This is a genomic window from Roseivirga misakiensis (genome assembly GCF_001747105.1).
In the GTDB taxonomy this organism is placed as follows: domain Bacteria; phylum Bacteroidota; class Bacteroidia; order Cytophagales; family Cyclobacteriaceae; genus Roseivirga; species Roseivirga misakiensis.
Genome location: NZ_MDGQ01000005.1, coordinates 523,008 through 545,811, shown reverse-complemented (window position 1 = coordinate 545,811; position 22,804 = coordinate 523,008). Strand labels below are relative to the sequence as shown.

The window sequence follows — 22,804 nt, the reverse complement described above, 5'->3', positions numbered from 1 at the left end:
GAACGTTATCTATAATTGGATCTAATGAAAGCACAAATCACCTTAGTTTTCCTGTTGCTAGTCAATATCGTCTATACTCAAAAAATTGAGGAAAGAATTGAAAGAGTGGAAAACGGCTTGACCTATGCAATAACAAGCCCTGTTGAAAAAGAAATAACTCAGTCAAACATCATTCAAAGGTTACGCGAGAATAAAATACAAGGTGCGAGTGTTGCCATTGTAAACAACGGGCAAATTGAATGGTCAAAAGCCTATGGGGTTACGGATGGTGGGAACTCCAATCCGGTAACAACAGAAACATTGTTTCAATGCGCCTCAATCGGTAAGGTAATTACGGCACTCGCTGCTTTAAAATTAGTTGAAGATGGTAAAATTGACTTAGATGAACATGTTAATAATAAACTCCAACGTTGGAAGATTAACACAAATGAAAGTCAAAAAGTAACGCTTAGACACCTCCTATCTCATTCCGCTGGACTAACTGACGACTATGGTTTTTTAGGTTACAATCCCGAAGATGAAATCCCAACACTACTCCAAATCCTCAACAACGACCCTATAGCTAACACAAAGAAATCTTTAGAGGTTAAAACATCACCTGGTAAGACTGAGAGATATTCAGGTGGAGGCTATCTTATTATTCAATTGTTAATTGAAGAGCTTAGTGGGCTTTCTTTTGCGGATTACGTACAGAAGCATGTTTTTGAACCTCTACAAATGATACGTTCAACTTACGATTATCGACCAGATAAAAACTTTGAATTGTCAATTGCTTCAGGTCATCGCTCCAACGGTAAGTCACTGAAAAATAAAAAGTATAATATTTATCCCGAAAGAGCCGCTGCTGGACCATGGACCACAGCGGAAGATTTGGCCAAATTGATTGTTGGGATTCAGGGTGCATTCAATAGCAAAGCCAATCCAATATTAAAGCAAGAATCGACTCAAGAACTTCTTTCCATTCAGATAAATAATAAGGGGCTTGGGGTAAATCTTAAAGGAATAGATAAACCAGAAGCTTTTTGGCACGCAGGACAAAACTTGGGATATACCGCTTTATTATATGGTCTAATCGAAAAAGGCCAAGGTGCCGTAATACTATTGAATTCAGATGGCGGTGAACGGTTGATGCAAGAGTTTATAACCAGTGTGGCCCTTGAGTATGACTGGCCTGTGATGAAATCTTATCGATCACTTGAAATTCCAAAAAAACTTCAGTCAGAATTAATCGGTAAGTATGTAAATACTGATCAGAATTTAACCCTTTTGATTAATGCCAAGAAAGGCATCCTAATCTTGACCCCTTTAGGTGCAAAAAAAGGTAATCAAATTTACCGGATTAGTGAAAACAGATATACTTTCAAGGATTCGCAAGACTATTATAAGCTCTCCTTCAATTCCGAAAATGGTAATATCACCATGATCTATACTGAAAGTATTGGGAAAACGCTGGAACTGAAGAAAATAGATTAACTACATACAGAATCCACTAAAATGACTAAGACACCTGAGCTATTAGATGGGCAAACTCAAACTGGAACTTTCGGCACTTAAACAATTTAAGGCACTGATTCATTTAACATGATAGGACTTTAAGTATAATTTGAAAAGCGAACAGATTTCTCGAACTGATATGAATTATTCACTAAGACAATGAGATTGAATATTTTAAATAAAAGGAGTCCTGAAGGAAATAAAAGGTCCAGTTATATTTCCTATGCAATTCTAGAAATTCTATTGGTCGTAATAGGGATCTTAATAGCGGTTTCAATTAATAACTGGAATGAGGGCAGAAAGAATAAGGATGAACTCAACCAATTACTAGTCAGAGTAAAGGAAGACCTAAAAACGGACCTAACTAAAATTGACAATGTTCTTAATCACTATGAAAATATAAAACCTGTATTTGAAAAGGTTTTAAAATCTGAATACACCGTAGAAGACTATAAAAAGAATCCGACTATAGGTTTACTGATATTTGGTTACCCAGAACTCGCCTTGAACCAAAGGGGAGTTTCATTATTGGAGGACTTTAAAGCCGACATGGTTCCAGAAAAGGAAAAGCTTGTTCTAGAATTAATCACTTTTTACAAGGAGCAGTTGTGGGAAATAAAAGTTGATGACGAACTGCGTTCCAAAGACTATAAAGAAAACTTCACCTTTTGGAAAAACAACACTGATTGGTGGTTAGATTATATACAATTAAAAATAACGGACGACTTTATTGAGTACGCTCTAAAAAGTAGAGACTATAAAAAAAGAGTAGCTACTGCTGAATTTTTCGCCTATAAAGTTTACTTACCTGAATTAGATAAGTTCAAACAGAGGGGGCTTGATTTGATTGATAAAATTGACAAAATCAATAAGCAAAACTAAGTGGTAAACCACCCTCCCACGCTTAGTAAAACATTTAGCCTTAACCGCGAACGGTTAGAAGCGAAATTCATTTAACCTCACCTCCCAACTTTTAAACAAAGTAAAATAGACTTTTAAACAAAGTTGCCCATTTGATTTCTCTTGACCTTTGTTTCATATAAATTGAAACGAAGCAGCAATGAGAAAGAGTAATCAGTTTGGAAAACAAGGGTGGACACCTGAACGAATAGGCAACCTTAAAGGCAAAACCTACCTCATCACCGGCACAACAAGCGGCACTGGGTTTGAGGCAGCAAAAATATTGCTCTCCAAAGGTGCGAAAGTTGTGATGTTAAATCGTAACCCTAAAAAATCAGAAGATGTCATAAGAACTTACAAAAACGAACTGAGCAGTAAGATTGATGCTTCTTGTATCACCATTGATTTAGGAAAACTAACATCTGTTAGAAAAGCTGCAATGGAGGTACTAGACAAGGTATCCGACATTGATGCATTGATACTAAATGCAGCCATTGCTCAGGTACCAAAGCAAGTGATCAGTGAAGATGGTTTCGAGAGTCAAATGGCCACTAACCATTATGGCAATTTCCTACTCCAAGCTTTACTTTTTCCATTGATTGAAAAATCTCAAGGACGTATAGTCACAGTCGGTAGCATGGGATATAATTTGGGGATAAAAACCATCCAATTTGATGATTTAAACTGGGATAAAAATTACAATCCTAATGGTGTTTATAGCCAGAGCAAACTAGCTCAAATTATGACAGTATATGAATTACAGGACAGGTTGAAAAAAGCAGGTAAAACAACCGTAAAGGCCTATGCCTGTCACCCAGGAGCCTCACGGACCTCTTTGATCAAAAAAAGTGGCGGGTTGATGACGCGATTTATTTGGCAACTCATGAAGTTATCGCCATTGGTACAATCGGCAGAAAGAGGTTCCTACCCAGAATTAATGTGCGCCACTGAAGAAAACCTAGATCAAAAAAAGTTTTATGGGCCTACTGGACGAGGGTATTTTAAAGGGCCAGTGGGAGAATGTAAATTAGAACCACATGCAAAGGATAAATTAGTAATGGAGAGATTGTGGAAAGTATCAAAAGAAGCAACGAAACAAAAATTCGAAGTGTAATAGACTATGGAGCCAAAAGTAACGAACAAAGGAAGGGTGTTTCTCTCAGGTTCGGTTGAGAAAGATTACACATGGGAGCACATTTCACCACAACATATTATCGTATTTCTTTACTCTGGAGAATTAACCCTGACCTTTGGTAAAGCTACACTGACTTTTGTTGCTGGCGATACTGTTTTAGTGCCTAGGAATCAATTAATACGTGTTATTAAAAAACCTACCGATAAACTTCCTTTCAAAGCTGTGTCAATGCTGCTCCCAGATGAAGAACTCAGTAAGTTCTATGATAACCATTCGATTTTAGAAAATCGAGATGATAGTATGGTTAGAAAAAGACCCATAAAAGGACACCCGTTGTTGAAGAGCTACTTTCAATCCTTGTTTTCATATTTTGACATGAAAGACGAACTTCCAGATTCACTTTTACCCATTAAGATCCAAGAGGTGTTGACTATTATAGATCAGGTAGATAAAAGGGCAAGTTCTATTCTTGGCACATTCAGTGAAATTGGAAAAATAGATCTACAGCAGTACATGGAAGAGCATTTTATGTATAACCTCCCACTGGAAAGGTTTGCATTTCTGACCGGCAGAAGTCTGACAACTTTCAAATCGGATTTTAAGAAAGTTTTTAATCAAACACCTGGAAAATGGCTAACTAAGAAAAGGTTAGATTTAGCCCATTACAAACTCACTTTCGAAAAACAAAAAGCTACAGATGTATACCTTTCGGCTGGTTTCGAGAATTTATCCCACTTTTCTTTTGCCTTCAAAAAAGCATTTGGTGTTAGCCCGAGAAATATTAATCAATAACTACTAAGACAGAACTAAAACCATGGAAATACTAAAAATTGCACAAGACTGGGCCAGAGCAGAGGTTTTCTCTACCAGATTTTTCATCCTTTTTGCCCTAATATTTTTAGCGGCAAGCGTTGGTTTTTGGCAACTTGGCAAGACCGAATTAGCCAAAGGATATGTGATTCCATTACTTGTTGCAGGCGTATTACTAATGACCATAGGTCTGGGCTTATTTTTCACAAACAGGTCAAGAATCAATCAATTTGAAGTAGCATACAATCAGGATGCTCAAGCCTTTAGATTATCAGAAATTGAACGTACAAAAAGTACTTTGAAAGAATATAGAGTAGTATTCAAGGTGATTCCGACGATAATTATGGCGGCTGCTTTAATTATTTTTTTCACCAATAACCCAACTTGGCGAGCCATCAGCATCACTACTATTACCATGATGATTATGATATTATTAGTAGATGGTACCGCCTATGCCAGAATTGAAACCTATCAAAAGGAACTAACTACCATCACAAGGCCAAATGGTGAGTGATAATAGTAGTCGTCTTATATAAAGCAGTACACCTGAGACACTTTAAATATGTCTAGCGAGCCACATTAAAAGCTATTTATTGAACTCCGCGAATCAGAATTTCAAAAGTAATTTCCAATATTTAGTAAACTGTTAGTCATGAGACATTAATCAAACTGGCAAATATTTAAAATAAACACTTTATGCATAGACTTTTAACCATTGTAGTTCTTCCTTTATTGATGTTGAGCTGCATTAGCAACCCGTCTAAAACATTTTCTGAAGAGCGTGACAAGGAAAAGGTCCTCGAAATCCTTAAAATTTTAGACAGCCATACAATCGATGTAGATACGCAACTCAGTGTTTACTCCGATGATGTGATACATATGGGACAAGGAAGTCCAGCCATCAGTAACCTCAAAGATCTTAAAGCTATGCTCATTGAAGAACGCAAATGGGGACACTCTGAAATGAAACATGAAGCGTATGAAATTCACAGTTATGAGGATCATGTGATTGTGCGAGGCGGAGTAACCGGTACCTGGTTTGCCAAAGATGGAAGCACTCAAATGCCATTTAAAACAAATAATTTGATAACCCTTAAGAGAACCGAAGACGACGAATTAAAAGTATGGCATGTCATATTCAATCGGATCGAAAACCAATGAGTTTTAGCTCAATGAAATTGTAAATAGTGATCACACAAAAAGAAGGTGAATAATAGAAAAACATATTTTTTAAGCGCTCTGCTTTTGACGATAAGTGTAATTGTACTCTTATTTACAGGTTCTCCATTACTCACAACTTCCCTAACCAGCGATGGATCAGTGCCTTTAGGTACTTTTATCACATGGGCTGGTATGATTTCACTGCCCTTGACGATTTATTGGGGAATCAAGGAATTGAGAAAACCATCAAGTAAGCTCAATAGGGTTCTCTCTGAACTCCTTAAAATCATAATACTTTTGGGGATACTTTGGGTTCCGATATCATACTTGCTCGCGGGTAATCTATCGTTTACATTTTCAGAAAAGGAAACTTTTCAGGGTGGTCAAGCGGCCATGAGATGGTTTTGGCGCTTGAGTTATGGCATTGGTATCAGTGCCGTTTTAATAGTCACAACATTTTGGATTTCGTTATTATTCAAAAAGAGGAAAAATACGACTCATTAAGCCTAACTGCGAATTAGAGGTTTTTGCTAAATACATTCAGTTAAACTGAAGTAACTAACCGACTGTTTATTGAGTAATAATGACAGAACGCAACTGAAACAAAATGATTAAATGTTTGATATTCGATTGTGATGGGACTTTAGTTGATAGTGAGATGCTCTGTAATCTAGGTCTTGAAATCAAATTAAGAGATTATGGCATAGAAACTTCTGCTAGGGCCATGATGGAAAAATACAGAGGTGGGAAACTCGCCAATATTTTAAAAGACATTGAAGAAAAACACGACATTTCCTTCAACGAAAACTTTGTCCCTGAATATCGAGCGTTGGTAAACCAACTTTTTGAAAAAGAATTGAAGCCATGTCATGGAGTCCATGAATTCTTAAGTCAAAACAAACTTTCTGTATGCGTGGCTTCTAGTGGCCCAGTACAAAAGATTAATACGGCTCTCACAATAACTGGTCTGAAGAGATACTTCGGGAATAACGTGTATAGTTCATATGATATAAACTCTTGGAAACCCGAGCCAGAAATATTTTTGTATGCAGCGGAAAAAATGGGCTTCTCTCCCAACGAATGTTTAATTATTGAGGACAGCCTTAAAGGGCTAGAAGCTGGTTTAGCAGCAAAGATAAAGACAGTCCTTTACGACCCAAGCAACTCACATGAGGGTTCGGGGGTAATTAGAATTGATACGATGATTGACCTCGGAAAAGTAATATCGGCATATAACAATACCATTTGACTAATAGCTATTCTCGTTGGTCTCTAGAAACCATACTATTGAATAAGAGCCATTTAAAGTAAAAACTGTATCACAAAACTCCTCAAGGTTATTCAACCTTTCTAAGAGCGTTTCTCACGAGTTAGCCAATTATTTAATTTCTCGCAGAATTATTAGAAACCAATCTGCAACCTTTCAAAACTTGATTGGTCTTTCTAAAAACTCAAACAAAGTAGGCACAAGTATATTTTTTTAGCTATTGACCAATCATTAGCCATATTCATCAAGGTCAATTTTAGGTCTTCTAGACCAATACTACCTTGGAAACCATTACTTAAAGCCTGCTTATCATACTATTTTTACCATGGCAGAGGTCTTTGAAACATTCAAACCTAAAAACACCATGCTTCAAGCATTGGTGGATTATTACTATTTAGATATTAAATCCGAGAACGAAACCCATCAATTTCAATGTTTCCCTCACTTCAATAACACTATTTCATTGTACAGTTCTCATAAGCATCTAGAGAACGGAGATGTGATGTTTGATAAAACAGCAGAAGAACTCCAGATCTTTACGCCTATCCGTGAAAAGGTGCTACACGTTAGACAATTGGGCGAAGTCCATAGAATAGTAATTGTTTTTCATCCCTTGGGAATTCAGCAATTCTACAGACAATTAAGCTTTAAGAAAATTTTAAATAATTATGAGTTCTTCAAAAAACAGGAGCTAACACGTCTCTTCTCTACTACTAATATAAACACCCTCACAGACCTATTAGATAGCTTTTTAGTCAAAAGATACATAAAATTCGAGCATAACATCCTCGAGAAATCTCTTCAATATGTCTTTACAAACTTCGAAAGTTTTTCAGTCAATTACCTTTCCGAATATTTGAATATTAGCCGACAGCACTTAAACCGTATTTTCAAATCCTACCTCGGCGTTTCTGTTAAAAAATTTCAGGAAATAGTACTCTTTAGAAAGACTATGAACAAAAGGCTCTTTGAAAACTCTGAAGAAAACTTCACTTCTCTAGCCTATGAGTTTAACTTCAATGATCAATCTCATTTGAACAAGACATATAAAAATCTTACAAATAATTCACCCAAGGCGTTTTTCCATAAAGGCACAGTACTGGGAAGGCAAGATACCTTTTGGCACTTGATAAAATCTTAATGGACTAGTTCCATTTTTACAATTTTTTAATATTTCATCATCCTAAATTGGTCTAATAATCTAATAATTATGAGACTTTACTTTTTAATCTTATTTGTTTTTTGCGGCTTCTTAGTGAAGGCCCAGGACAATTACACAAAAATGACAAAGGTGGCTTTACAAGCTATGTGGGATGCTAAGGATGAAGAGGGCTATCAAAAATCCTTAGACATGTATGAAAAAGCCTTTGAATTATTCCCTGATAGTATTAACAATTCTGGGCTTTATAAGTCCTCTGTTTTAGCTTCTAGATTAAAAGATTACGACAAAGCATTTGGGTACCTAAATTCTCTCATTGGCAGGAAAATGAATAAATATGGTGATCCCGGATACATTTATGTATTAAACTCATATGCCGAAGGTGAGTATAAAAACCTTTTAACAGACCCCAGGTGGAGTACTCTTGTAAAAGATGCTGAAAATTACAAGGCACTTTTTTACCAGCGTTTCGAAGATAATGAAAATGAGTTTTATGCGATAAAAGCAGAAAGATTTCGTGAGATAGACAAACCTGAAAAACTATATAAGGAACTCAAAAACTTTAATCCGTATAAAACCAAAGCATTACAAGGTTATTCTATTTCATTTAACTTAGATGAAAACTTTAGTACCTCCTTTTTCATTCAGCTACCCGAAAACTATAGTCCAGATAAGAAATATCCTCTTTTATTCATTCTACACGGTGCGGTTAAGCATAACAGCCTTGCAGCTTATCAATTAGCTGAACAGGTATTAGGCGGTTGGAATAGGTACTACACAAAGTATGCGGCGGAAAATGACGTAATCCTGGCCTTTCCAAAGGGAAATAAAAAATTCAATTGGATGGTTCCAAACGAGGGGTTTTTCATGATACCAGAAATGCTAAAGCTCATAAAAAACGGAGTTAACGTTGACGATAATAAAGTCTTTATATCTGGGCACTCTAACGGAGCGACCGGCTCATTTTCCTATTTAATGAAACAACCAACTGAATTCGCGGGGTTTTACGGGCTAAATACATACCCTAAAGTATTTACGGGAGGTACATTTATTGAAAACATCAAGAACAGGTCTTTCATGAATTTTTCAACAGACCAGGACTATTATTATCCTCCAAATGCCAATGATCAGTTAACTGCATTGATGAATGAAATGAATGCAGATTATAAAGAACATCGTTACAAGGGGTTCCCCCATTGGTTTCCAGAATTTGACGAATCTGAGCCTGCATTTCAAAAACTTTATGATGATTTAAAAACCAGAACTAGGGACCCATTTCCAAAAGAAATTACATGGGAATTTGATGATAATAGCAATGGACAGATCGATTGGTTGAGCAATATAAAATTAGATTCTTTGGCCTCTAAAGCTGATTGGCATAAGGAAATAAATTTTAAGATCGATAAATGGCTCGAGTACAAAGACAAAAATAGCGACATATTAAGTGAAAAAGAGGTAGACAAAAATGCCTTTGACTTACCAAGGAAGTCTGGAAAGATTGTAGCCAAATATGAGGACAACACCTTTTACATCAAAACTTCGGCCATAAAGACATTCACCATTAACATTTCACCAGAAATGGTTGACCACAGCAAAAGAGTGAAGGTCTATCTAAACGGCAAAAAGTATTTCAATGACAAAGTAGATTATGACAGCAATTTTATGATTGAAAATTTTGAAAGAAATCGTGACCGATCCCAAGTATGGGTCAATCAAATCAAAATTGAACTAAAATAGAGTAATAAAAGCAACACACTTTAAAGTGATAACTGGGTCGTTCAGTAATCACAGAATAGAACAAAGCTAAAACCTAATTCGGCTAATTGGAACAATGACTTATTTGGAAATAGGTCTAATACTAAAAAAACATTTGTACTAAAGGCAGATCATCATGAGACTCAAATTATTATCAATACTATTTATAATTACAATTATTGGCAATATCTCAGCGCAAGAGAAACATCCAGTATTAACGGGTGAAGTCGAAATTTCCATTTCTGAAGGCACCTTTGAATGTGACTTAACTTTAAGCGACATCCCTCGGATTAAAGATTACTTTATACGGCTTAATTCAGGTATGAACATTCTACATATGAGAAGTAAAAAACCTCATGACTTTTTAGTCTATTATGATAGATCGTTAAATGACACCTTATCCTCTGGAGAAAGTAATGCCTACTATTTTGGAGATAATACTGGTAAAAATAAATTTCTACCGGAATCGATTCAGTTTAAGTATACTGGTAAATTTCCAGTTGTAAGAGATACAATCGAAGACTATAGCCGGAAAGATTGGAAAGGAAATATCGCATTTAACAAAAATTCAGTTCGTTCTGATGGGTTTCAATCCGCTTGGTATCCAGTCCTTTATGACATTACGAACGATCAAGTGTTGGACGAGGTTTTTTATGATATTAAGTTAACCTGTTCCGACTGTAAAAGCCTTTATGTAAATGGTAATAAACCTATCTATGCTAAGTCTTATAATTTCAAAAGTCAAAGTCCAAAGGAGCTAACGATTTTTTGTGGCAATTATGAGTTTTCAGAATTTAACAATACCTACTTTTTAAATTCTGGACTTAGCGGTCAGCAACTGAAAGAATTTGGAGAGCTTATCAACTCTTATAAGGCTTATTATGCTGATCATTTGAAAATCCCTTTCGACCAACCAGTCAGTTTTGTTCAAACCACACCAACATCAAAAAAAGATGGATGGATGTTCGTATCATATCCAACGATTATGAGTATAGATTGGCAGAATGGGCTAAAAAGCATTGTTGAACCAGAATATGAAAAAATTTATCGTCCTTATATCGCGCACGAACTGGGCCACTTTTATTTTGGCACTCACAAAGTATTCAACTCAGCGCTTGGAGATATGATGAGTGAAGGTTTTTCTGAGTACTTATCGCTACAATTGACAAAAGACAGAATTGGGAAAGATGTTTATGAAAAAATGATTGATCGAAAAATCAAGAATTTAGGTTCCTTCAATCCAACACCATTCGGTAAAATAAATTCTGAGTCTGAATATATTAATAGACAATTATACTCTTACAATTATGCCCCTCTCATATTCTCATCAATAGAGAAAGAGATTGGTGAGCAAAAAATGTGGGAATGGTTAAACTTGTTATTAAGCACATCAACCAAATTCACCAATTATAACTTTTTAGTTTCAACACTAGGTGGAGTCTTGAAAAATGAAACTAAACTAAATGACTTGATAAGTAAATATTTTGAAAACAAGAACTCCCTTGAAAATGCAATTAATAAGTTAAAGGAAATTGATTAGAACTAATTATTAATCGATTGTAACCAGTGGATTGCGGTAGTAAAAACTGACAATACTCAAAAAAATCAGCGCAATACGATCATCGCCCATTGACTCTAAACGACAAAAGTCTTTTATTGAAAGATGGTACGAGCTTGTTCAGCTAAAACGAAGGCTTACGTTGTATTTTTTAGTCTGTTAGCGACAGCCTTAACTAGTTGTCAAGTAACTCAGGAGCAAAAAGACACACGAGAAACCGAAACCTACGCAGACGTTCAAATAGTTGGGGCTATGAGAAACGTCATGTGGAACGGAGAACTGAATGGCAATATTAACCTAGACACTATTTCAAATAAAACCGGACTTTTTGGACTCGGGCCAGTGAGCTATTTACAGGGTGAATTATTGATTAATAACGGCAAAAGTTATGTTTCAACGGTAACCTCGGATTCAACAATGATTGTAGAAAGTACATTCAATACTTCCGCCCCATTCTTAGTCTATACCAATGTGAATGAATGGGATGAGATTGCATTACCCAATGGAATCAAAAGCATTCAAGCGTTAGAAACATTTATTGATAAAAATACAGCTGATTATAAAAGGCCATTCGCTTTTAAGGTATCTGGACGCGTTTCGAGCGCTAAAATTCATATTCAAAATTTACCCGAGGGAACTAAGGTATCATCTCCTGCTGAAGCTCACCAAGGACAAACCAACTATCATATTGAAAATAAAGAGGTTGAAATTATAGGCTTTTTCTCCACAGATCACAAAGGGGTCTTTACACATCACGATACATTTTTGCATATGCATTTGATCACTAAGGAAGAAGATAAAATGGGTCATTTGGACGAACTGGAGATAGGAGAAATGAAGTTATATCTACCTAAAAAATAAAGTACCACACCTAGTGATTTGAGGCTTGGTATAACTTTCAAAACTAGTGCTCATGTCCCCCTAATAGCTTTAAACGCTGTTTTCCTCTTCAGATTAGAATTAGGTTACTCTCCGCTTATGCTAAAAATCAATCTCCAAAGAGTATCTAAAACCGCATATCATATTTTGGTTCAGGTTCAATGTACCGGATATACATTTGACCCAATCAGAACTTAGTGATTACCTGAACTGGCAAATATGAAAAAGCTTCCAATATTCTTCCTAATTATCTTATCAATATCCGCATGTAGTAAATCAGAAAATGTCTCTGAAAAAGATATCGCCATAATTAGTAAGGTGAAAAATGCTGTAAATGAAAACGACTATAGCATCATTCAACCTTTACTCACTCACAATTTCACCCTATCTGGGATGGACCCGAATACCTCCTACACATCGCTTTATGCCTACCTCAATTTTAAATCCTCAGCAAAAATCACAGAGATTTCCATTAAGCGTGTCGAACAATTCAATGACTCTATCAATTCATTGAAGGGCAGAATTCATTTCAAAGATTACAAATCAGAAAAGTTTGAATTAAGATATAACCCAAACGAAAATGATGGTAAAATCACTTACATCAGTACAATAAGACCACATAAGTTCTCACTCACTACTCGGGCCACCTATAATTCCAATCTCATATTTGGAAACGATCGAGCCAAGAATATTAACAACTTATCTGTGCTGGACTATTCGCAAGCAGACTCTTTTATGGGCGCTGGATATCAAATTTATTATGATCAAGAACTTGAGGATGAGGCTAAGTTTGCCTTAAATCAATTCAATCAATTAATCGATTTCCTATCTTACAGATTCAAACTTCAGGAGATAGAGAAACAGAGCCTTTATTTGACAGAAGTCAATTCTTCAAATACAATTGTGGTAGGAACGGACAGATATATCCCTTGGACTTTCCCTATGTATGAATCAGATAGCGTAAATATGGATAAACTCTCCAAGAAAATCGGGAATACCTTTTCTCATGAAATTGTAGAAGAAACATTAGTGCATTCTTATAAGCTCAGAGGTTACAAGTATCGGTGGTTCAATGATGGAGTTTCAGAATATATGGCTTACCACTACTGCATGGTTTCCGTACCAGATGAAGGAATCAGATATTTCTTTGATAATAGGCTAGCGAAAGCAAGTGAATTCAAGCAAGATGGTAATCTATTAGACTGGCGTGGTAATGGTCCCATAGAAAGTGTTGATCAAGGAAAGCTTTATGGCGATAGATTCATCTATAATAACGATGTCGGCCAATACGGCAGAGCATTTAAGTATTTCAAAGATACTTTCGAAAACCGAGAAGCTCTATTTCTAAAACTTTTGACTGACATAAAACTGGAATCTTCAATGACTCCAGAGAAATTACTAGATATGTTATCAGCGGCTACAGGTACAAATGCCATTGACGAGATTAGTAAATACTAATTAGTAAATGAAAGTCAAGTCAAAGGTTCGCTAGTTCAACTTTTTTGGCTTTTGCAATTTCAATTGACACGGGGAAGCAAAACGGATAATCAGTATAACCCGGCTTTTCACCTGTATAACGGAGAATAGCTTCATTTATGAACTCTATAGCTTTATTCTTATCCCCCAATTGTTCAGAAACTATGGCCAGATAGTAATAGGTATCAGCAAATTGCTCGTTTCTTTCAATTGACTTCATTAAAGTTTCCAAAGCATTTTCGTAGTCCTTGGCCTGTAGATAAAGCACTCCAAGCGTGTGATTATCATAGGGACCTAAGTAGTCCTCTGAATCGTATGCGTCAATTACACCTTTTACAATTGAAATTGCTCTTTCTAGATCACCCAGATGCGCATAATTAATTCCCAGCACAATTTTCATATCTAGCGCTCCTCCAGGGGTATTTTTGGGATAAGCGTCCTCTAAAGCATAGAATTTCTCTAAATCCTGCTTAGCCTGCAAGTAACTTTTATGCTGAAAATACCAATAAGCCCTGTAAGTCAGGTAGCTCAAAGGGTCCAACTCCACAGCCTTGTTAAGTATTTTCATACCTTCCCCAAGCATGCCTCTCTTTAAATAAGGAACAGATTTTTCATAATAAGCCCATGCGTAATCTGGGTTGAGTTGGATGGCTTTATCGAATAACAATTGTGATTGGCGGCTACCTTGCTTGTACTTAATTGCTTCTAACCCAACCTCACAGGCTGATCTCTCTTTTGTGTTTTCTTCGTAAGTAAGACAATCTCTTTGAGCAACTACTCGCAAACCAATCAAAATGAAAAAACATGTTAATACGTAAGGCCTAATTTTAATGAATAACTGCATCTAGCTTTCCGTTTTCAAATTTAAGATTCAGATATTTTGAATGATCCTTCCCCTCATTGGCTTTTATGGTTACAATCCAGTCATCAAGTGATTTAATTGTACTTCTTAAAATCTCATTCAATTGATCTGGACTCGTTTGAGAAACAAAAGCGTTATCTAAAGATTCTAAGCGCAGTCTGCCCACCTTCCCTTCACAGTTGACCAAAAACCTAACAACGATATAACCATTGTAAAGGTGATTCGCCTTAGTACGTAATAGTTCTTCCCTTATTGCTTTTTCAATACTTGATCGACCTCCATCATAAGACAATGACACTCTACTATGAACCAACGCTTCTGGATGACATAGTTCGAAATCAGGGCTATCCAAATCGGCGTCAAAATAGATCTCACCAAACTGCTCTGGATACTCATTATTTTGCTCTTCCGAAAAAGACTGACAGCCGTTTAACAAAACAAACAACACTATCATAAAAAGAGCAACCGGTTCAAGCGTCACAAAGGCGTAATATTTCCGATTTTCATCTTCTTTCATCCATCAAAAATTGTAGCGTCATCGTATAACGAGTCTCTAATAAATCACAAATCTCAACTATTTCTTCTACACGTCAAAACATGCTTTACATGTCCCCCTACTCCCATTTAAAGCACATTAGCTCCGTTTAGTTTTGTAATCACTCTACTTAAGACAGATGGATTGTAGACCTAAAACTACTTCTCTAAATTTAAAATATCTGACGTAAGGCCCGACCCATATTAGTGCAATTCACATGAAGTACTCCGTACCTGTACTTATTCTTTTTTTATTCACCCTTTCTTGTCAAAAACAAGATCAATCTACCGTATCAACAAATGCAGAATCAGACAAAACTGAAGTTCCGCTCGATACCTTACTAAAAAACCAGCTGGAATACATCCGAGCGGAAGACCAAGTATTGAGAATGATGCTACCAGATCTGAATAAGAGATATAGTAGGGGTACCGAGGAACAAAAAGTTTTTCGTGAGCTCATAGCGAAACAAGATAGTTTGTGCGAGATCAAGGTTAGGAAAATCTTAGACGATCATGGATGGGTGAGTAGTGAAAGAATTGGGTATATGGCAAATCAAACCCTATGGTTAGTTATTCAACATGCACCACTTGAAACTCAAATATAGTATTTACCAATGTTACAAGAATCTGTACGTCAAGGTGGTTCAGACGGGTGGTATTTGGCCTTTTTGGAGGATAGAATTAAAATGCGTCAAGGAAAAAAACAAGTATATGGTTCACAAGCCAAGCCAAATGAAAAGACAGGGAAAACCCATATATATCCCATTGGCAATGTGGATTCAGTTAATGAAAGACGATTAGAAATTGGCTTAGAGACTATTGAAGAGTATGCTCAAGCAAATGACTACGTTTTTGATATTGATGAACATAAGTGAAACATTTCTTGGGGACATTTCACCTCTTTTAAGTCAAAAACCAAAGGCTCATTAAAACTGAAGTAGCTTTTATTATTATCTTTCCGCTGTACTCAAGCCGCTCCAATGAAGGAAAGAATCGCTGATCTGGATATCATAAGAGGTTACGCTCTCTTCGGTATTCTAATGTGTAACATTGTCCTTTTTGCACATCCTGCTGAATACATGTTCCAATACTTTTCCCAGCACACTGGCCTTATTGACGAAGTTTCTGAATTCATCAGATTCAATTACTTTGGCGACAAAACTTTCACCCTTTTTTCACTCCTATTCGGCCTTGGGATCGGCATGCAGTACTCCAAACGAAAAAGTCAGGGTATCGCGTTTACCAAATACCATTTAGTAAGGATGGTACTACTATTAGTCATCGGTTTGCTCCATGCGGTATTTATCTGGTTTGGAGATATTCTCACCATGTATGCCTTACTTGGCATGTTAAGTCTCTTGATAATAGATCGGACACCGAAGCAAAAATTAATCATTTCAATACTCCTTTTTCTTTGGCCAACTATTCAAACAATTCTAATGCGCAATGGACTAATGTCGATAAACTTCTATAATCCAGAAGTGGCGTCAGTCGAGTCGTTAATTGCTTTAAATACAGCGGAGGGCTTTAGCGGCCATTTGAACTATAACCTATCACAGCTGGTATCCACCATTAGCTTTTATTTAGGTGGAAACCTTTATGACAGCTTCAGCATGATAGTACTAGGAATGGCTTGTGCTGACCTTAGCTTACACAAAAGAATCAATACGGATATACCAAAATACAGGAAGCTACTCGTCATTTGTTTGCCGATAGTCATTATTTGGACCGTCTACCAATTATTCTTCTTTGACCCAAAGAAAATGGGCTCTCCAGGTCAGTTTTATAGCTATTGGACAATCTTTAAATTATCAATGCTAGGTCAAACTGGTTTAGTCATTTCCTTGATCGTTTTGATTAACAGACAAAAGAGCATTTTGAGGAAATTGATTGCTAAACTTAGTTTTTTGGGTAGGCTATCTTTAACAAATTACATACTGCACTCAATTTTCGGCATACTCATTTTCAAAGTGCTTGGTTTTTATGGCCAATCCAGCCCAACCGTTGATATTTTATTAACCATTGGGATTACTGTCCTCCAAATCATTTTAAGTCAATGGTGGATTAGCAAATTCAAAATGGGGCCACTTGAAAAAGTCTGGAGAAATTCGACTAAGTTTATTCTGAGTAACAACCCCAAAAGTGAAAGCTAACAAGGCCTTATTAGTAATTGATATGCAGAAGGGTTCGTTTACCCCTAGCACGCCCAGATATGATACAAATGGTACAGTAAACCGAATCAATAGCCTGGCCGATCGTTTTCGAAAACAAAACCTACCTGTCATTTACATACAACACGATGGCAATGGAAGTGGAACTTTCGAAAAGAACACTACAGAATGGGAAATTCTGGATGATCTTGAGGTAAATCAAACCGATATATTGATTGATAAATATGCCAATGACGTATTCTATAAGTCTAATTTAGCAGCCACTCTTAAGTCTCATGACATCAAAGAATTATATATAACTGGCTGTGCCACAGACTTCTGCGTGGAAGCGACAATTCAATCAGCAATCACAAAAGAATTTGATATTACTGTTGTAGCAGACGGACATACTACAGGAGAGAGACCCCACTTATCAGCTAAGGATGTCATCACACATTACAATTGGGTGTGGCAACATATGATACCTACACAGGGGAGTATTACTGTACAATCTTTGGAAGAAATCATCAAGAAACTTTAGCTCAGTTGATCTTACAACAGTACAAACCAAGCCCTCGCCTCCAACCCTATATCCAAGAGTACTACCTACTCGAAGGGAATTTAGGAGGCCGGATTAATGATGTATTCTTTGCCGACGGCTGTTTAGAAATAGTATTCAATTTGGAGCTCGATTTCTATCGGGATGGGGAAAAGGAGAACTGGTCTAAGGTAATTGGCCAAATTAAAGAGCCACTCCACATTCAGGCAGAAGGAAAAGGCAAGAGTTTCGGCATATGGTTTACTCCTCAAGGTTTTTCGAAACTTACAGGGCAACCAGCCTATGAATTGACGGATAACGCTATTTCTTTGGATAACCTATTTGATTCATCTTTCATTGAATCCATTGGCGATTTATTACTAACTGATGACATCCAAAGTGTTATCAACCACTTAAACATTCATTTCGAGAAGGCACTAAATGCAAGCGAAATGACCCGAAAAGACAAAATTCTAAATTATGCAGTTCAGTGCATTAGCAACCAATCTAGCGACTTACCCTTAGCAGATATCTCTGATTCATGTGGTGTATCGATTAGATATCTTCAGAAAATCTTCCAAAACCAAATTGGCTTAAGCCCTAAAGCCTTTCAAAAAATCACTCGCTTTCAAAGGGTTCTTCAAAGACTCAATGAAAACTCTAGATATTCGCTGACACAAGTCGGTTATGAGGCAGGCTATGCTGATCAATCACATTTTATTCGCGACTTTAAGGCTTTTAGCGGTGTAGTTCCATCCCAATATAGTGCCCAAAATCAGCCAATTGGCCAGTATTTCATGCACTATCGATAGTTCGTATTTATACAATCCCAAGAAGGCTGTTCTTCTTATTTTTACACGAAACTTTTAGCAAATTCTTATGCGTTTTAAAACCAAGATTAGTCCCATAATATTACTCATTATTGGCGGTGCCATAATTGGTTGTAAAGAATTACCGAAGACTTCAGAAATTCTTAAAACCGAAAAAGCTGCTATTCTAAAAACCATAAATAACGAAACAGCAGCAGCCTTTAACAGGGACTATGAACTTTGGAAATCTTACTGGGTTCAAAAGCCCTATGTTAAAAAAACCTATATCAACTTTTACGATAGTACTGCGACTGAAACTTTAGGTTGGCAGAAGGTAGATGACTTCGTAAGAATTTACATTGAGCAACATCCAACACCAGAGCCACTACCTAAAGCTATCAATGACATTGAGTTAAGGCTTTATGGAACTGGAGCATGGATAAATTATGAAGTGAGTGATGCTGGAAAAAGAAAAAAACGAGAAACTCGAATTTTAGAAAAAGTCAATTACGAATGGAAAATTGCCGGTATGCATACAACCATTTATTGAATAAGCGAAAATCAATTTTTCGATCAAACCGCTATTCCTTTTCATTATTGTAAAGAATTTCATCAACTTCCGACATAAGAAGATCACCAGCACATTTGAAGGATGTCTAGTTCTAGGGAAGAGGTTAAAGGAGATTATAAGAACCGAGTAGATCGAGTTTTCAAATACATCGATAAAAACTTAGACGGTGATTTAGCCTTAAACAAGGTGGCAGAAGTGGCTTTCTTTTCGCCTTTTCATTTCCATAGAGTATTCAAATCTATTACCGGAGAAACATTAAACGCGTATGTTACGCGGAAAAGGATCGAAAAAGCGGCAGCTAAAATAATCCATAACAGACAGACCATAACAGAGCTTTCAGTCAACTATGGATTTAGCGATAATTCTTCTTTCACCAGGACATTCAAAAAGTTCTACGGTGTAAGCCCAACAGAATTTCAAAAACAAAATCCGAATAAGTTTAGCAAGATTCGTCAACTCAATCGCAAGAATGGTCAAGCTTACCCAGATACTGAAAAATACATTTGCATCATAGATAACCATAAAAACTGGATAAAAATGAATGCAAATATTGAAGTTAAAACATTACCCAAATTAGAGCTCGCCTACGTTTCTTGTATAGGTTCAGAAAATGTTGAAAACGCATATGCCGAACTAGTGAGGTGGGCTACACCCAAAGCGCTAATCGATGAAAAAACGAGGATGGTCACAATTTACCACGATAGTTTTAAGGTCACTGAAGCCTCAAAAGTTAGGATTAGTGCCTGTATTGTATTGAACGAACCGATAAATATTGACGCAATAGTCGGCAAAACCTGCACTGAAGAAGGCAAGTATATTGTCGGCCGTTTCGAAATCGAACCTTTCGAGTTTGAAAAGGCATGGACTGGAGTTTCTATTTGGATGAGTGAAAACGGATACAAAAAAGCAGATAGAAACGGATTTGATATTTACTATAACAACTATCGTGAACACCCTGAGGGGAAATTCATTGTAGACCTTTGTATGCCCGTAGAATAATGGCTTATTCCACTTAAAAAGAGAAGTTAGTCTGATCATCGATACAGAAAAGACACATATTGTCCCCGCTCAAGTAAAACCCACTCGATTGCAAGATTATGGAGTGGGTATTTTTGACTCTACTTATACGAAATCAGCTCTAAAAAAGGCCATAAAGAAAGGACTTATCAAGGTAAATGGTGAGCGAGCCTCCACTGCTACTATGATTTCAGGAGGTGAGAAAATCACACTTCAGGGCACCGAAAGTAACCAAGCCCACAAATCATTTATTTATCGGTTGAAAGTCTTATTCGAAGATGAATACCTTGCTGTGGTCCACAAACCAGCGGGCATTTTGGTAAATGGCAACACTTTCAAAACTATTGCAAATGCCTTGCCGAGCAACATCAAACCTAGCCCTTTAAAAGATGCTTGCCGACCGCAGCCTGTGCATAGACTTGATTATGCCACCACAGGGGTTCTTATGGTCGGTAAAACATCAAGTAGTATTCGCACTTTGAATAGATTGTTTGAACAGAAGTCTATCCGAAAAGAGTATTTCGCAGTCACTATCGGTCAAATGCGGGAAATGTCAGGTGAGATATCTAGTATGATAAATGATAAGCCCGCCCTTTCTGAATACAAGGTATTGAAGACTGTCACTTCTGAAAGGTTCGAACAACTCAATCTAGTGACCTTAAACCCTAAAACTGGTAGGCGGCATCAACTTAGAAAGCACCTAAATGAACTTGGACATCCTATTCTGGGGGATAGGGATTATTATTTAGAGGGATTGTTGCTAAAGGGAAAAGGAATGTACTTGCATGCCGCTAGACTTGAATTCATTCATCCATTTACTGGTAAAAGCCTAATCATTGAAGATGATTTACCCAAAAAGTTTAAAAACATTTTCCCTTAGGCACTTTAGTAGATAATTTACTTTGTGTTGATTATCGATTCATAAAAAAGGAGGTGACTAATGGTCACCTCCTTTTTTAATATTCAATGGTTTGATAAAGTCTAACTCGCTTTATACCATTCTACCTCTTCTTGTAACGCGTCAGATAAGTCAATTTCAGGATTCAGTACTTGAACCTTACCAGCTAAACGTAATTCTAATTGCTCCTCTATTTCTTTCTTGACCAGCTTTCTGTAAGGTAAGAAGTGATTTAGGAATGCCGCAAATGATAAAAAGTTACCGATACCTCCTCTATTATGTTTAAACATTAAATAGAGGTATTTCCAAAAAACGAATCTGGTACTTCTAATGAATCCTAAATTCCCGATCATCTTTAAACCAAACCAAATTCCCTTCCAGTCGAAATCTGTTTTATGCTGATTTGCCAATCGTTTCCTTAATTCTGGATCACTATGGACTTTAGCTTGTCCAACCATCATAAAGTGATCAAACACGCGTTTCAAATAGTTTTTAGGATCATAAAGTTTCCAGAAACCTTCTACATACTCTTCGGCAATGTCTTCTATCGGCCTTGAAGGAACAAAGTTCAATAGGGTAGTCTGGTTTAGGTTAGCATCATCCAGCAACCTTCCCTCTTTTTTTAGTCTGTCCCAAAGCGCTGTATTTGGTAAAGCCTGAAGCATGCTAAAAGTGACACCAGGAATGGCGTTATCCATCGCAAAATCAAAAACTCGTCTACCCGCACCCTTTTTCTCGTCATCGAACCCAATGATAAAACCAGCCATAATCCTGAGTCCCGCTTTTGCAATTTTCTCCAAAGACTCGTTCATCGGCTGGCGATTGTTTTGATGTTTAAGCGTCAAGGCTAAACTTTCGGTATCTGGTGTTTCAATACCAATAAATACCGTAGAAAACTTGCTCATCACCATTAGATCGAGTAGTTCATCGTCATGTGCCATGTCGATCGATGCCTCAGTCGTAAAACTGAACGGATACCCATTGTCCGTCTGCCAATCGATCAGCTTTTCCAAGAATGGTTTCACTGTTCTTTTATTTCCGATGAAATTGTCATCAACAAAGAAAATTCCTCCAGTCCATCCTAAACTTCTCAACAAGTCCAATTCTTTCTCGACTTGTGAGAAGGTCTTAGTCCTTGGTTTACGTCCGTATAAGACAATGATATCGCAAAATTCACATCTGAAAGGGCATCCTCGAGAATATTGAATAGCCATCAGGAAATAGGCATCCATATCGAGCAAGTCGTATCGTGGGACGGGGCTTAAGGTAACATCTGGTTTGTCTTTAGATCTGAAAATCCCCTCGGTCTCTCCCCTTTCTAGTGCTTTCACAAAAAGATCAATTGTGTATTCTCCCTCATCCAACACCAAATAATCTGCACCTACACCTAAAAAATCGTTTGGTAACGACGTGGCATAAGGGCCACCTACCGCTACAGGTTTCTCTCTCCTTTTGGCCTCAGCAATCAGCGCCAAATAGTCTTCTTTTTGAGCAATCATACCAGACAGCATTACCATATCTGCCCAATCCCAATCTTCTTCGGTAACAGGTTCAATATTTCTGTCTCTTAATCGATATTCCCATTTTTGGGGCAATAGTGCTGCCACTGTGATCAAGCCAAGAGGGGGCATAAATGCTTTTTTCCCGATACCTTGAACAGCTTTTTCAAAGGACCAGAAACTGGTCGGAAAGATTGGATAAATAAGGAGTACTTTCATGTTGATGTTGGTTCGGATTTAATATAATGATTTATTGGGTGGATGAAACCTTGTTATCTACTTAAAATTGAATTTATGACGAATGGAAAGCTCTGAAAAACAGACTTTCACCA

At 36.9% G+C, this 22,804-nt stretch carries 24 protein-coding genes; 21 read left to right on the top strand and 3 right to left on the bottom strand.

Going from position 1 to position 22,804, the window contains the following annotated elements; genetic code table 11:
* The first annotated feature begins 24 nt into the window (after nucleotides 1–24).
* The 13 genes from BFP71_RS10180 (at nucleotide 25) to BFP71_RS10120 (ending at nucleotide 13,576) form a co-directional block, all read left to right on the top strand.
* On the top strand, nucleotides 25–1,473 hold the full coding sequence (locus BFP71_RS10180; protein WP_069835368.1) for a serine hydrolase domain-containing protein: 1,449 nt from the start codon (nucleotides 25–27) through the stop codon (nucleotides 1,471–1,473).
* A gap of 180 nt (nucleotides 1,474–1,653) precedes the next feature.
* Entirely contained in the window at nucleotides 1,654–2,376 is a 723-nt protein-coding gene (locus BFP71_RS10175; RefSeq protein ID WP_069835367.1) for a DUF6090 family protein, read from the top strand.
* Between the two features lie 178 nt (nucleotides 2,377–2,554).
* Entirely contained in the window at nucleotides 2,555–3,508 is a 954-nt protein-coding gene (locus tag BFP71_RS10170; RefSeq protein WP_069835366.1) for an SDR family oxidoreductase, read from the top strand.
* Between the two features lie 6 nt (nucleotides 3,509–3,514).
* A complete protein-coding gene (locus BFP71_RS10165) occupies nucleotides 3,515–4,321 on the top strand; it encodes an AraC family transcriptional regulator (protein WP_069835365.1) in 807 nt (268 codons plus the stop codon).
* Between the two features lie 22 nt (nucleotides 4,322–4,343).
* Nucleotides 4,344–4,853 (top strand): hypothetical protein, encoded by a 510-nt coding sequence (locus BFP71_RS10160; RefSeq protein ID WP_069835364.1) that lies wholly within the window; start codon nucleotides 4,344–4,346, stop codon nucleotides 4,851–4,853.
* Between the two features lie 182 nt (nucleotides 4,854–5,035).
* The gene (locus BFP71_RS10155) at nucleotides 5,036–5,500 is read left to right on the top strand and encodes a Cif family virulence factor (protein WP_141719728.1); all 465 of its coding nucleotides are present in this window, start codon (nucleotides 5,036–5,038) and stop codon (nucleotides 5,498–5,500) included.
* An 84-nt stretch (nucleotides 5,501–5,584) separates the two neighbouring features.
* The gene (locus BFP71_RS10150; protein WP_141719727.1) at nucleotides 5,585–6,004 is read left to right on the top strand and encodes a hypothetical protein; all 420 of its coding nucleotides are present in this window, start codon (nucleotides 5,585–5,587) and stop codon (nucleotides 6,002–6,004) included.
* A 103-nt stretch (nucleotides 6,005–6,107) separates the two neighbouring features.
* Nucleotides 6,108–6,749, top strand: coding sequence for an HAD-IA family hydrolase (locus BFP71_RS10145; protein ID WP_069835361.1), 642 nt, complete (start codon nucleotides 6,108–6,110; stop codon nucleotides 6,747–6,749).
* Between the two features lie 343 nt (nucleotides 6,750–7,092).
* Nucleotides 7,093–7,908 carry a helix-turn-helix domain-containing protein gene (locus tag BFP71_RS10140; protein WP_069835360.1) on the top strand — a complete coding sequence of 272 codons (816 nt, stop codon included), beginning with the start codon at nucleotides 7,093–7,095 and terminating at the stop codon, nucleotides 7,906–7,908.
* Nucleotides 7,909–8,049: 141 nt separating this feature from the next.
* Nucleotides 8,050–9,663 (top strand): alpha/beta hydrolase-fold protein, encoded by a 1,614-nt coding sequence (locus BFP71_RS10135; RefSeq protein WP_222843481.1) that lies wholly within the window; start codon nucleotides 8,050–8,052, stop codon nucleotides 9,661–9,663.
* A 154-nt stretch (nucleotides 9,664–9,817) separates the two neighbouring features.
* The gene (locus BFP71_RS10130; protein WP_222843480.1) at nucleotides 9,818–11,221 is read left to right on the top strand and encodes a gluzincin family metallopeptidase; all 1,404 of its coding nucleotides are present in this window, start codon (nucleotides 9,818–9,820) and stop codon (nucleotides 11,219–11,221) included.
* Nucleotides 11,222–11,491: 270 nt separating this feature from the next.
* A complete protein-coding gene (locus tag BFP71_RS10125; protein WP_088125135.1) occupies nucleotides 11,492–12,100 on the top strand; it encodes an acetolactate decarboxylase in 609 nt (202 codons plus the stop codon).
* A gap of 237 nt (nucleotides 12,101–12,337) precedes the next feature.
* Nucleotides 12,338–13,576, top strand: coding sequence for a hypothetical protein (locus BFP71_RS10120; RefSeq protein WP_069835356.1), 1,239 nt, complete (start codon nucleotides 12,338–12,340; stop codon nucleotides 13,574–13,576).
* Nucleotides 13,577–13,595: 19 nt separating this feature from the next.
* Here BFP71_RS10120 and BFP71_RS10115 read toward each other — a convergent pair whose 3' ends face one another.
* Nucleotides 13,596–14,438 (bottom strand): tetratricopeptide repeat protein, encoded by an 843-nt coding sequence (locus tag BFP71_RS10115; RefSeq protein WP_069835355.1) that lies wholly within the window; start codon nucleotides 14,436–14,438, stop codon nucleotides 13,596–13,598.
* Nucleotides 14,422–14,973 (bottom strand): hypothetical protein, encoded by a 552-nt coding sequence (locus tag BFP71_RS10110; RefSeq protein ID WP_069835354.1) that lies wholly within the window; start codon nucleotides 14,971–14,973, stop codon nucleotides 14,422–14,424. The genes BFP71_RS10115 and BFP71_RS10110 overlap by 17 nt, the downstream gene beginning before the upstream one ends.
* Nucleotides 14,974–15,208: 235 nt before the next feature.
* Between BFP71_RS10110 and BFP71_RS10105 the strand changes: the two genes are divergently transcribed.
* The 8 genes from BFP71_RS10105 (at nucleotide 15,209) to BFP71_RS10070 (ending at nucleotide 20,955) form a co-directional block, all read left to right on the top strand.
* A complete protein-coding gene (locus tag BFP71_RS10105; protein WP_069835353.1) occupies nucleotides 15,209–15,595 on the top strand; it encodes a hypothetical protein in 387 nt (128 codons plus the stop codon).
* Between the two features lie 9 nt (nucleotides 15,596–15,604).
* Entirely contained in the window at nucleotides 15,605–15,865 is a 261-nt protein-coding gene (locus tag BFP71_RS10100) for a DUF6624 domain-containing protein (RefSeq protein ID WP_069835352.1), read from the top strand.
* Between the two features lie 105 nt (nucleotides 15,866–15,970).
* Entirely contained in the window at nucleotides 15,971–17,143 is a 1,173-nt protein-coding gene (locus BFP71_RS10095; protein ID WP_069835351.1) for a DUF418 domain-containing protein, read from the top strand.
* Nucleotides 17,133–17,681 carry an isochorismatase family protein gene (locus BFP71_RS10090; RefSeq protein WP_088124978.1) on the top strand — a complete coding sequence of 183 codons (549 nt, stop codon included), beginning with the start codon at nucleotides 17,133–17,135 and terminating at the stop codon, nucleotides 17,679–17,681. Before BFP71_RS10095 ends, BFP71_RS10090 begins: the two co-directional genes overlap by 11 nt.
* Nucleotides 17,682–17,686: 5 nt before the next feature.
* Nucleotides 17,687–18,490: a helix-turn-helix domain-containing protein gene (locus BFP71_RS10085; protein WP_069835350.1), complete on the top strand. Its 804-nt coding sequence runs from the start codon at nucleotides 17,687–17,689 to the stop codon at nucleotides 18,488–18,490.
* Between the two features lie 67 nt (nucleotides 18,491–18,557).
* Nucleotides 18,558–19,037: a nuclear transport factor 2 family protein gene (locus BFP71_RS10080; protein ID WP_069835349.1), complete on the top strand. Its 480-nt coding sequence runs from the start codon at nucleotides 18,558–18,560 to the stop codon at nucleotides 19,035–19,037.
* 102 nt (nucleotides 19,038–19,139) lie between these two features.
* On the top strand, nucleotides 19,140–20,057 hold the full coding sequence (locus tag BFP71_RS10075) for an AraC family transcriptional regulator (protein ID WP_069835348.1): 918 nt from the start codon (nucleotides 19,140–19,142) through the stop codon (nucleotides 20,055–20,057).
* Nucleotides 20,058–20,145: 88 nt separating this feature from the next.
* The gene (locus BFP71_RS10070) at nucleotides 20,146–20,955 is read left to right on the top strand and encodes an RluA family pseudouridine synthase (protein WP_245701836.1); all 810 of its coding nucleotides are present in this window, start codon (nucleotides 20,146–20,148) and stop codon (nucleotides 20,953–20,955) included.
* Nucleotides 20,956–21,056: 101 nt separating this feature from the next.
* On the opposite strand, the gene BFP71_RS10065 is transcribed toward BFP71_RS10070, so the two are convergent.
* Nucleotides 21,057–22,691, bottom strand: coding sequence for a B12-binding domain-containing radical SAM protein (locus BFP71_RS10065; protein WP_069835346.1), 1,635 nt, complete (start codon nucleotides 22,689–22,691; stop codon nucleotides 21,057–21,059).
* Nucleotides 22,692–22,804 lie beyond the last annotated feature (113 nt).

Excerpts from the sequence above, each read along its gene's own strand:
- BFP71_RS10180 (WP_069835368.1), top strand. The coding sequence starts at position 25 with ATGAAAGCACAAATCACCTTAGTTTTCCTGTTGCTAGTCAATATCGTC.
- BFP71_RS10175 (WP_069835367.1), top strand. The coding sequence starts at position 1,654 with ATGAGATTGAATATTTTAAATAAAAGGAGTCCTGAAGGAAATAAAAGG.
- BFP71_RS10170 (WP_069835366.1), top strand. The coding sequence starts at position 2,555 with ATGAGAAAGAGTAATCAGTTTGGAAAACAAGGGTGGACACCTGAACGA.
- BFP71_RS10165 (WP_069835365.1), top strand. The coding sequence starts at position 3,515 with ATGGAGCCAAAAGTAACGAACAAAGGAAGGGTGTTTCTCTCAGGTTCG.
- BFP71_RS10160 (WP_069835364.1), top strand. The coding sequence starts at position 4,344 with ATGGAAATACTAAAAATTGCACAAGACTGGGCCAGAGCAGAGGTTTTC.
- BFP71_RS10155 (WP_141719728.1), top strand. The coding sequence starts at position 5,036 with ATGCATAGACTTTTAACCATTGTAGTTCTTCCTTTATTGATGTTGAGC.
- BFP71_RS10145 (WP_069835361.1), top strand. The coding sequence starts at position 6,108 with ATGATTAAATGTTTGATATTCGATTGTGATGGGACTTTAGTTGATAGT.
- BFP71_RS10140 (WP_069835360.1), top strand. The coding sequence starts at position 7,093 with ATGGCAGAGGTCTTTGAAACATTCAAACCTAAAAACACCATGCTTCAA.
- BFP71_RS10135 (WP_222843481.1), top strand. The coding sequence starts at position 8,050 with ATGACAAAGGTGGCTTTACAAGCTATGTGGGATGCTAAGGATGAAGAG.
- BFP71_RS10130 (WP_222843480.1), top strand. The coding sequence starts at position 9,818 with ATGAGACTCAAATTATTATCAATACTATTTATAATTACAATTATTGGC.
- BFP71_RS10125 (WP_088125135.1), top strand. The coding sequence starts at position 11,492 with ATGAGAAACGTCATGTGGAACGGAGAACTGAATGGCAATATTAACCTA.
- BFP71_RS10120 (WP_069835356.1), top strand. The coding sequence starts at position 12,338 with ATGAAAAAGCTTCCAATATTCTTCCTAATTATCTTATCAATATCCGCA.
- BFP71_RS10115 (WP_069835355.1), bottom strand. The coding sequence starts at position 14,438 with ATGCAGTTATTCATTAAAATTAGGCCTTACGTATTAACATGTTTTTTC.
- BFP71_RS10110 (WP_069835354.1), bottom strand. The coding sequence starts at position 14,973 with ATGAAAGAAGATGAAAATCGGAAATATTACGCCTTTGTGACGCTTGAA.
- BFP71_RS10105 (WP_069835353.1), top strand. The coding sequence starts at position 15,209 with ATGAAGTACTCCGTACCTGTACTTATTCTTTTTTTATTCACCCTTTCT.
- BFP71_RS10100 (WP_069835352.1), top strand. The coding sequence starts at position 15,605 with ATGTTACAAGAATCTGTACGTCAAGGTGGTTCAGACGGGTGGTATTTG.
- BFP71_RS10095 (WP_069835351.1), top strand. The coding sequence starts at position 15,971 with ATGAAGGAAAGAATCGCTGATCTGGATATCATAAGAGGTTACGCTCTC.
- BFP71_RS10080 (WP_069835349.1), top strand. The coding sequence starts at position 18,558 with ATGCGTTTTAAAACCAAGATTAGTCCCATAATATTACTCATTATTGGC.
- BFP71_RS10075 (WP_069835348.1), top strand. The coding sequence starts at position 19,140 with ATGTCTAGTTCTAGGGAAGAGGTTAAAGGAGATTATAAGAACCGAGTA.
- BFP71_RS10065 (WP_069835346.1), bottom strand. The coding sequence starts at position 22,691 with ATGAAAGTACTCCTTATTTATCCAATCTTTCCGACCAGTTTCTGGTCC.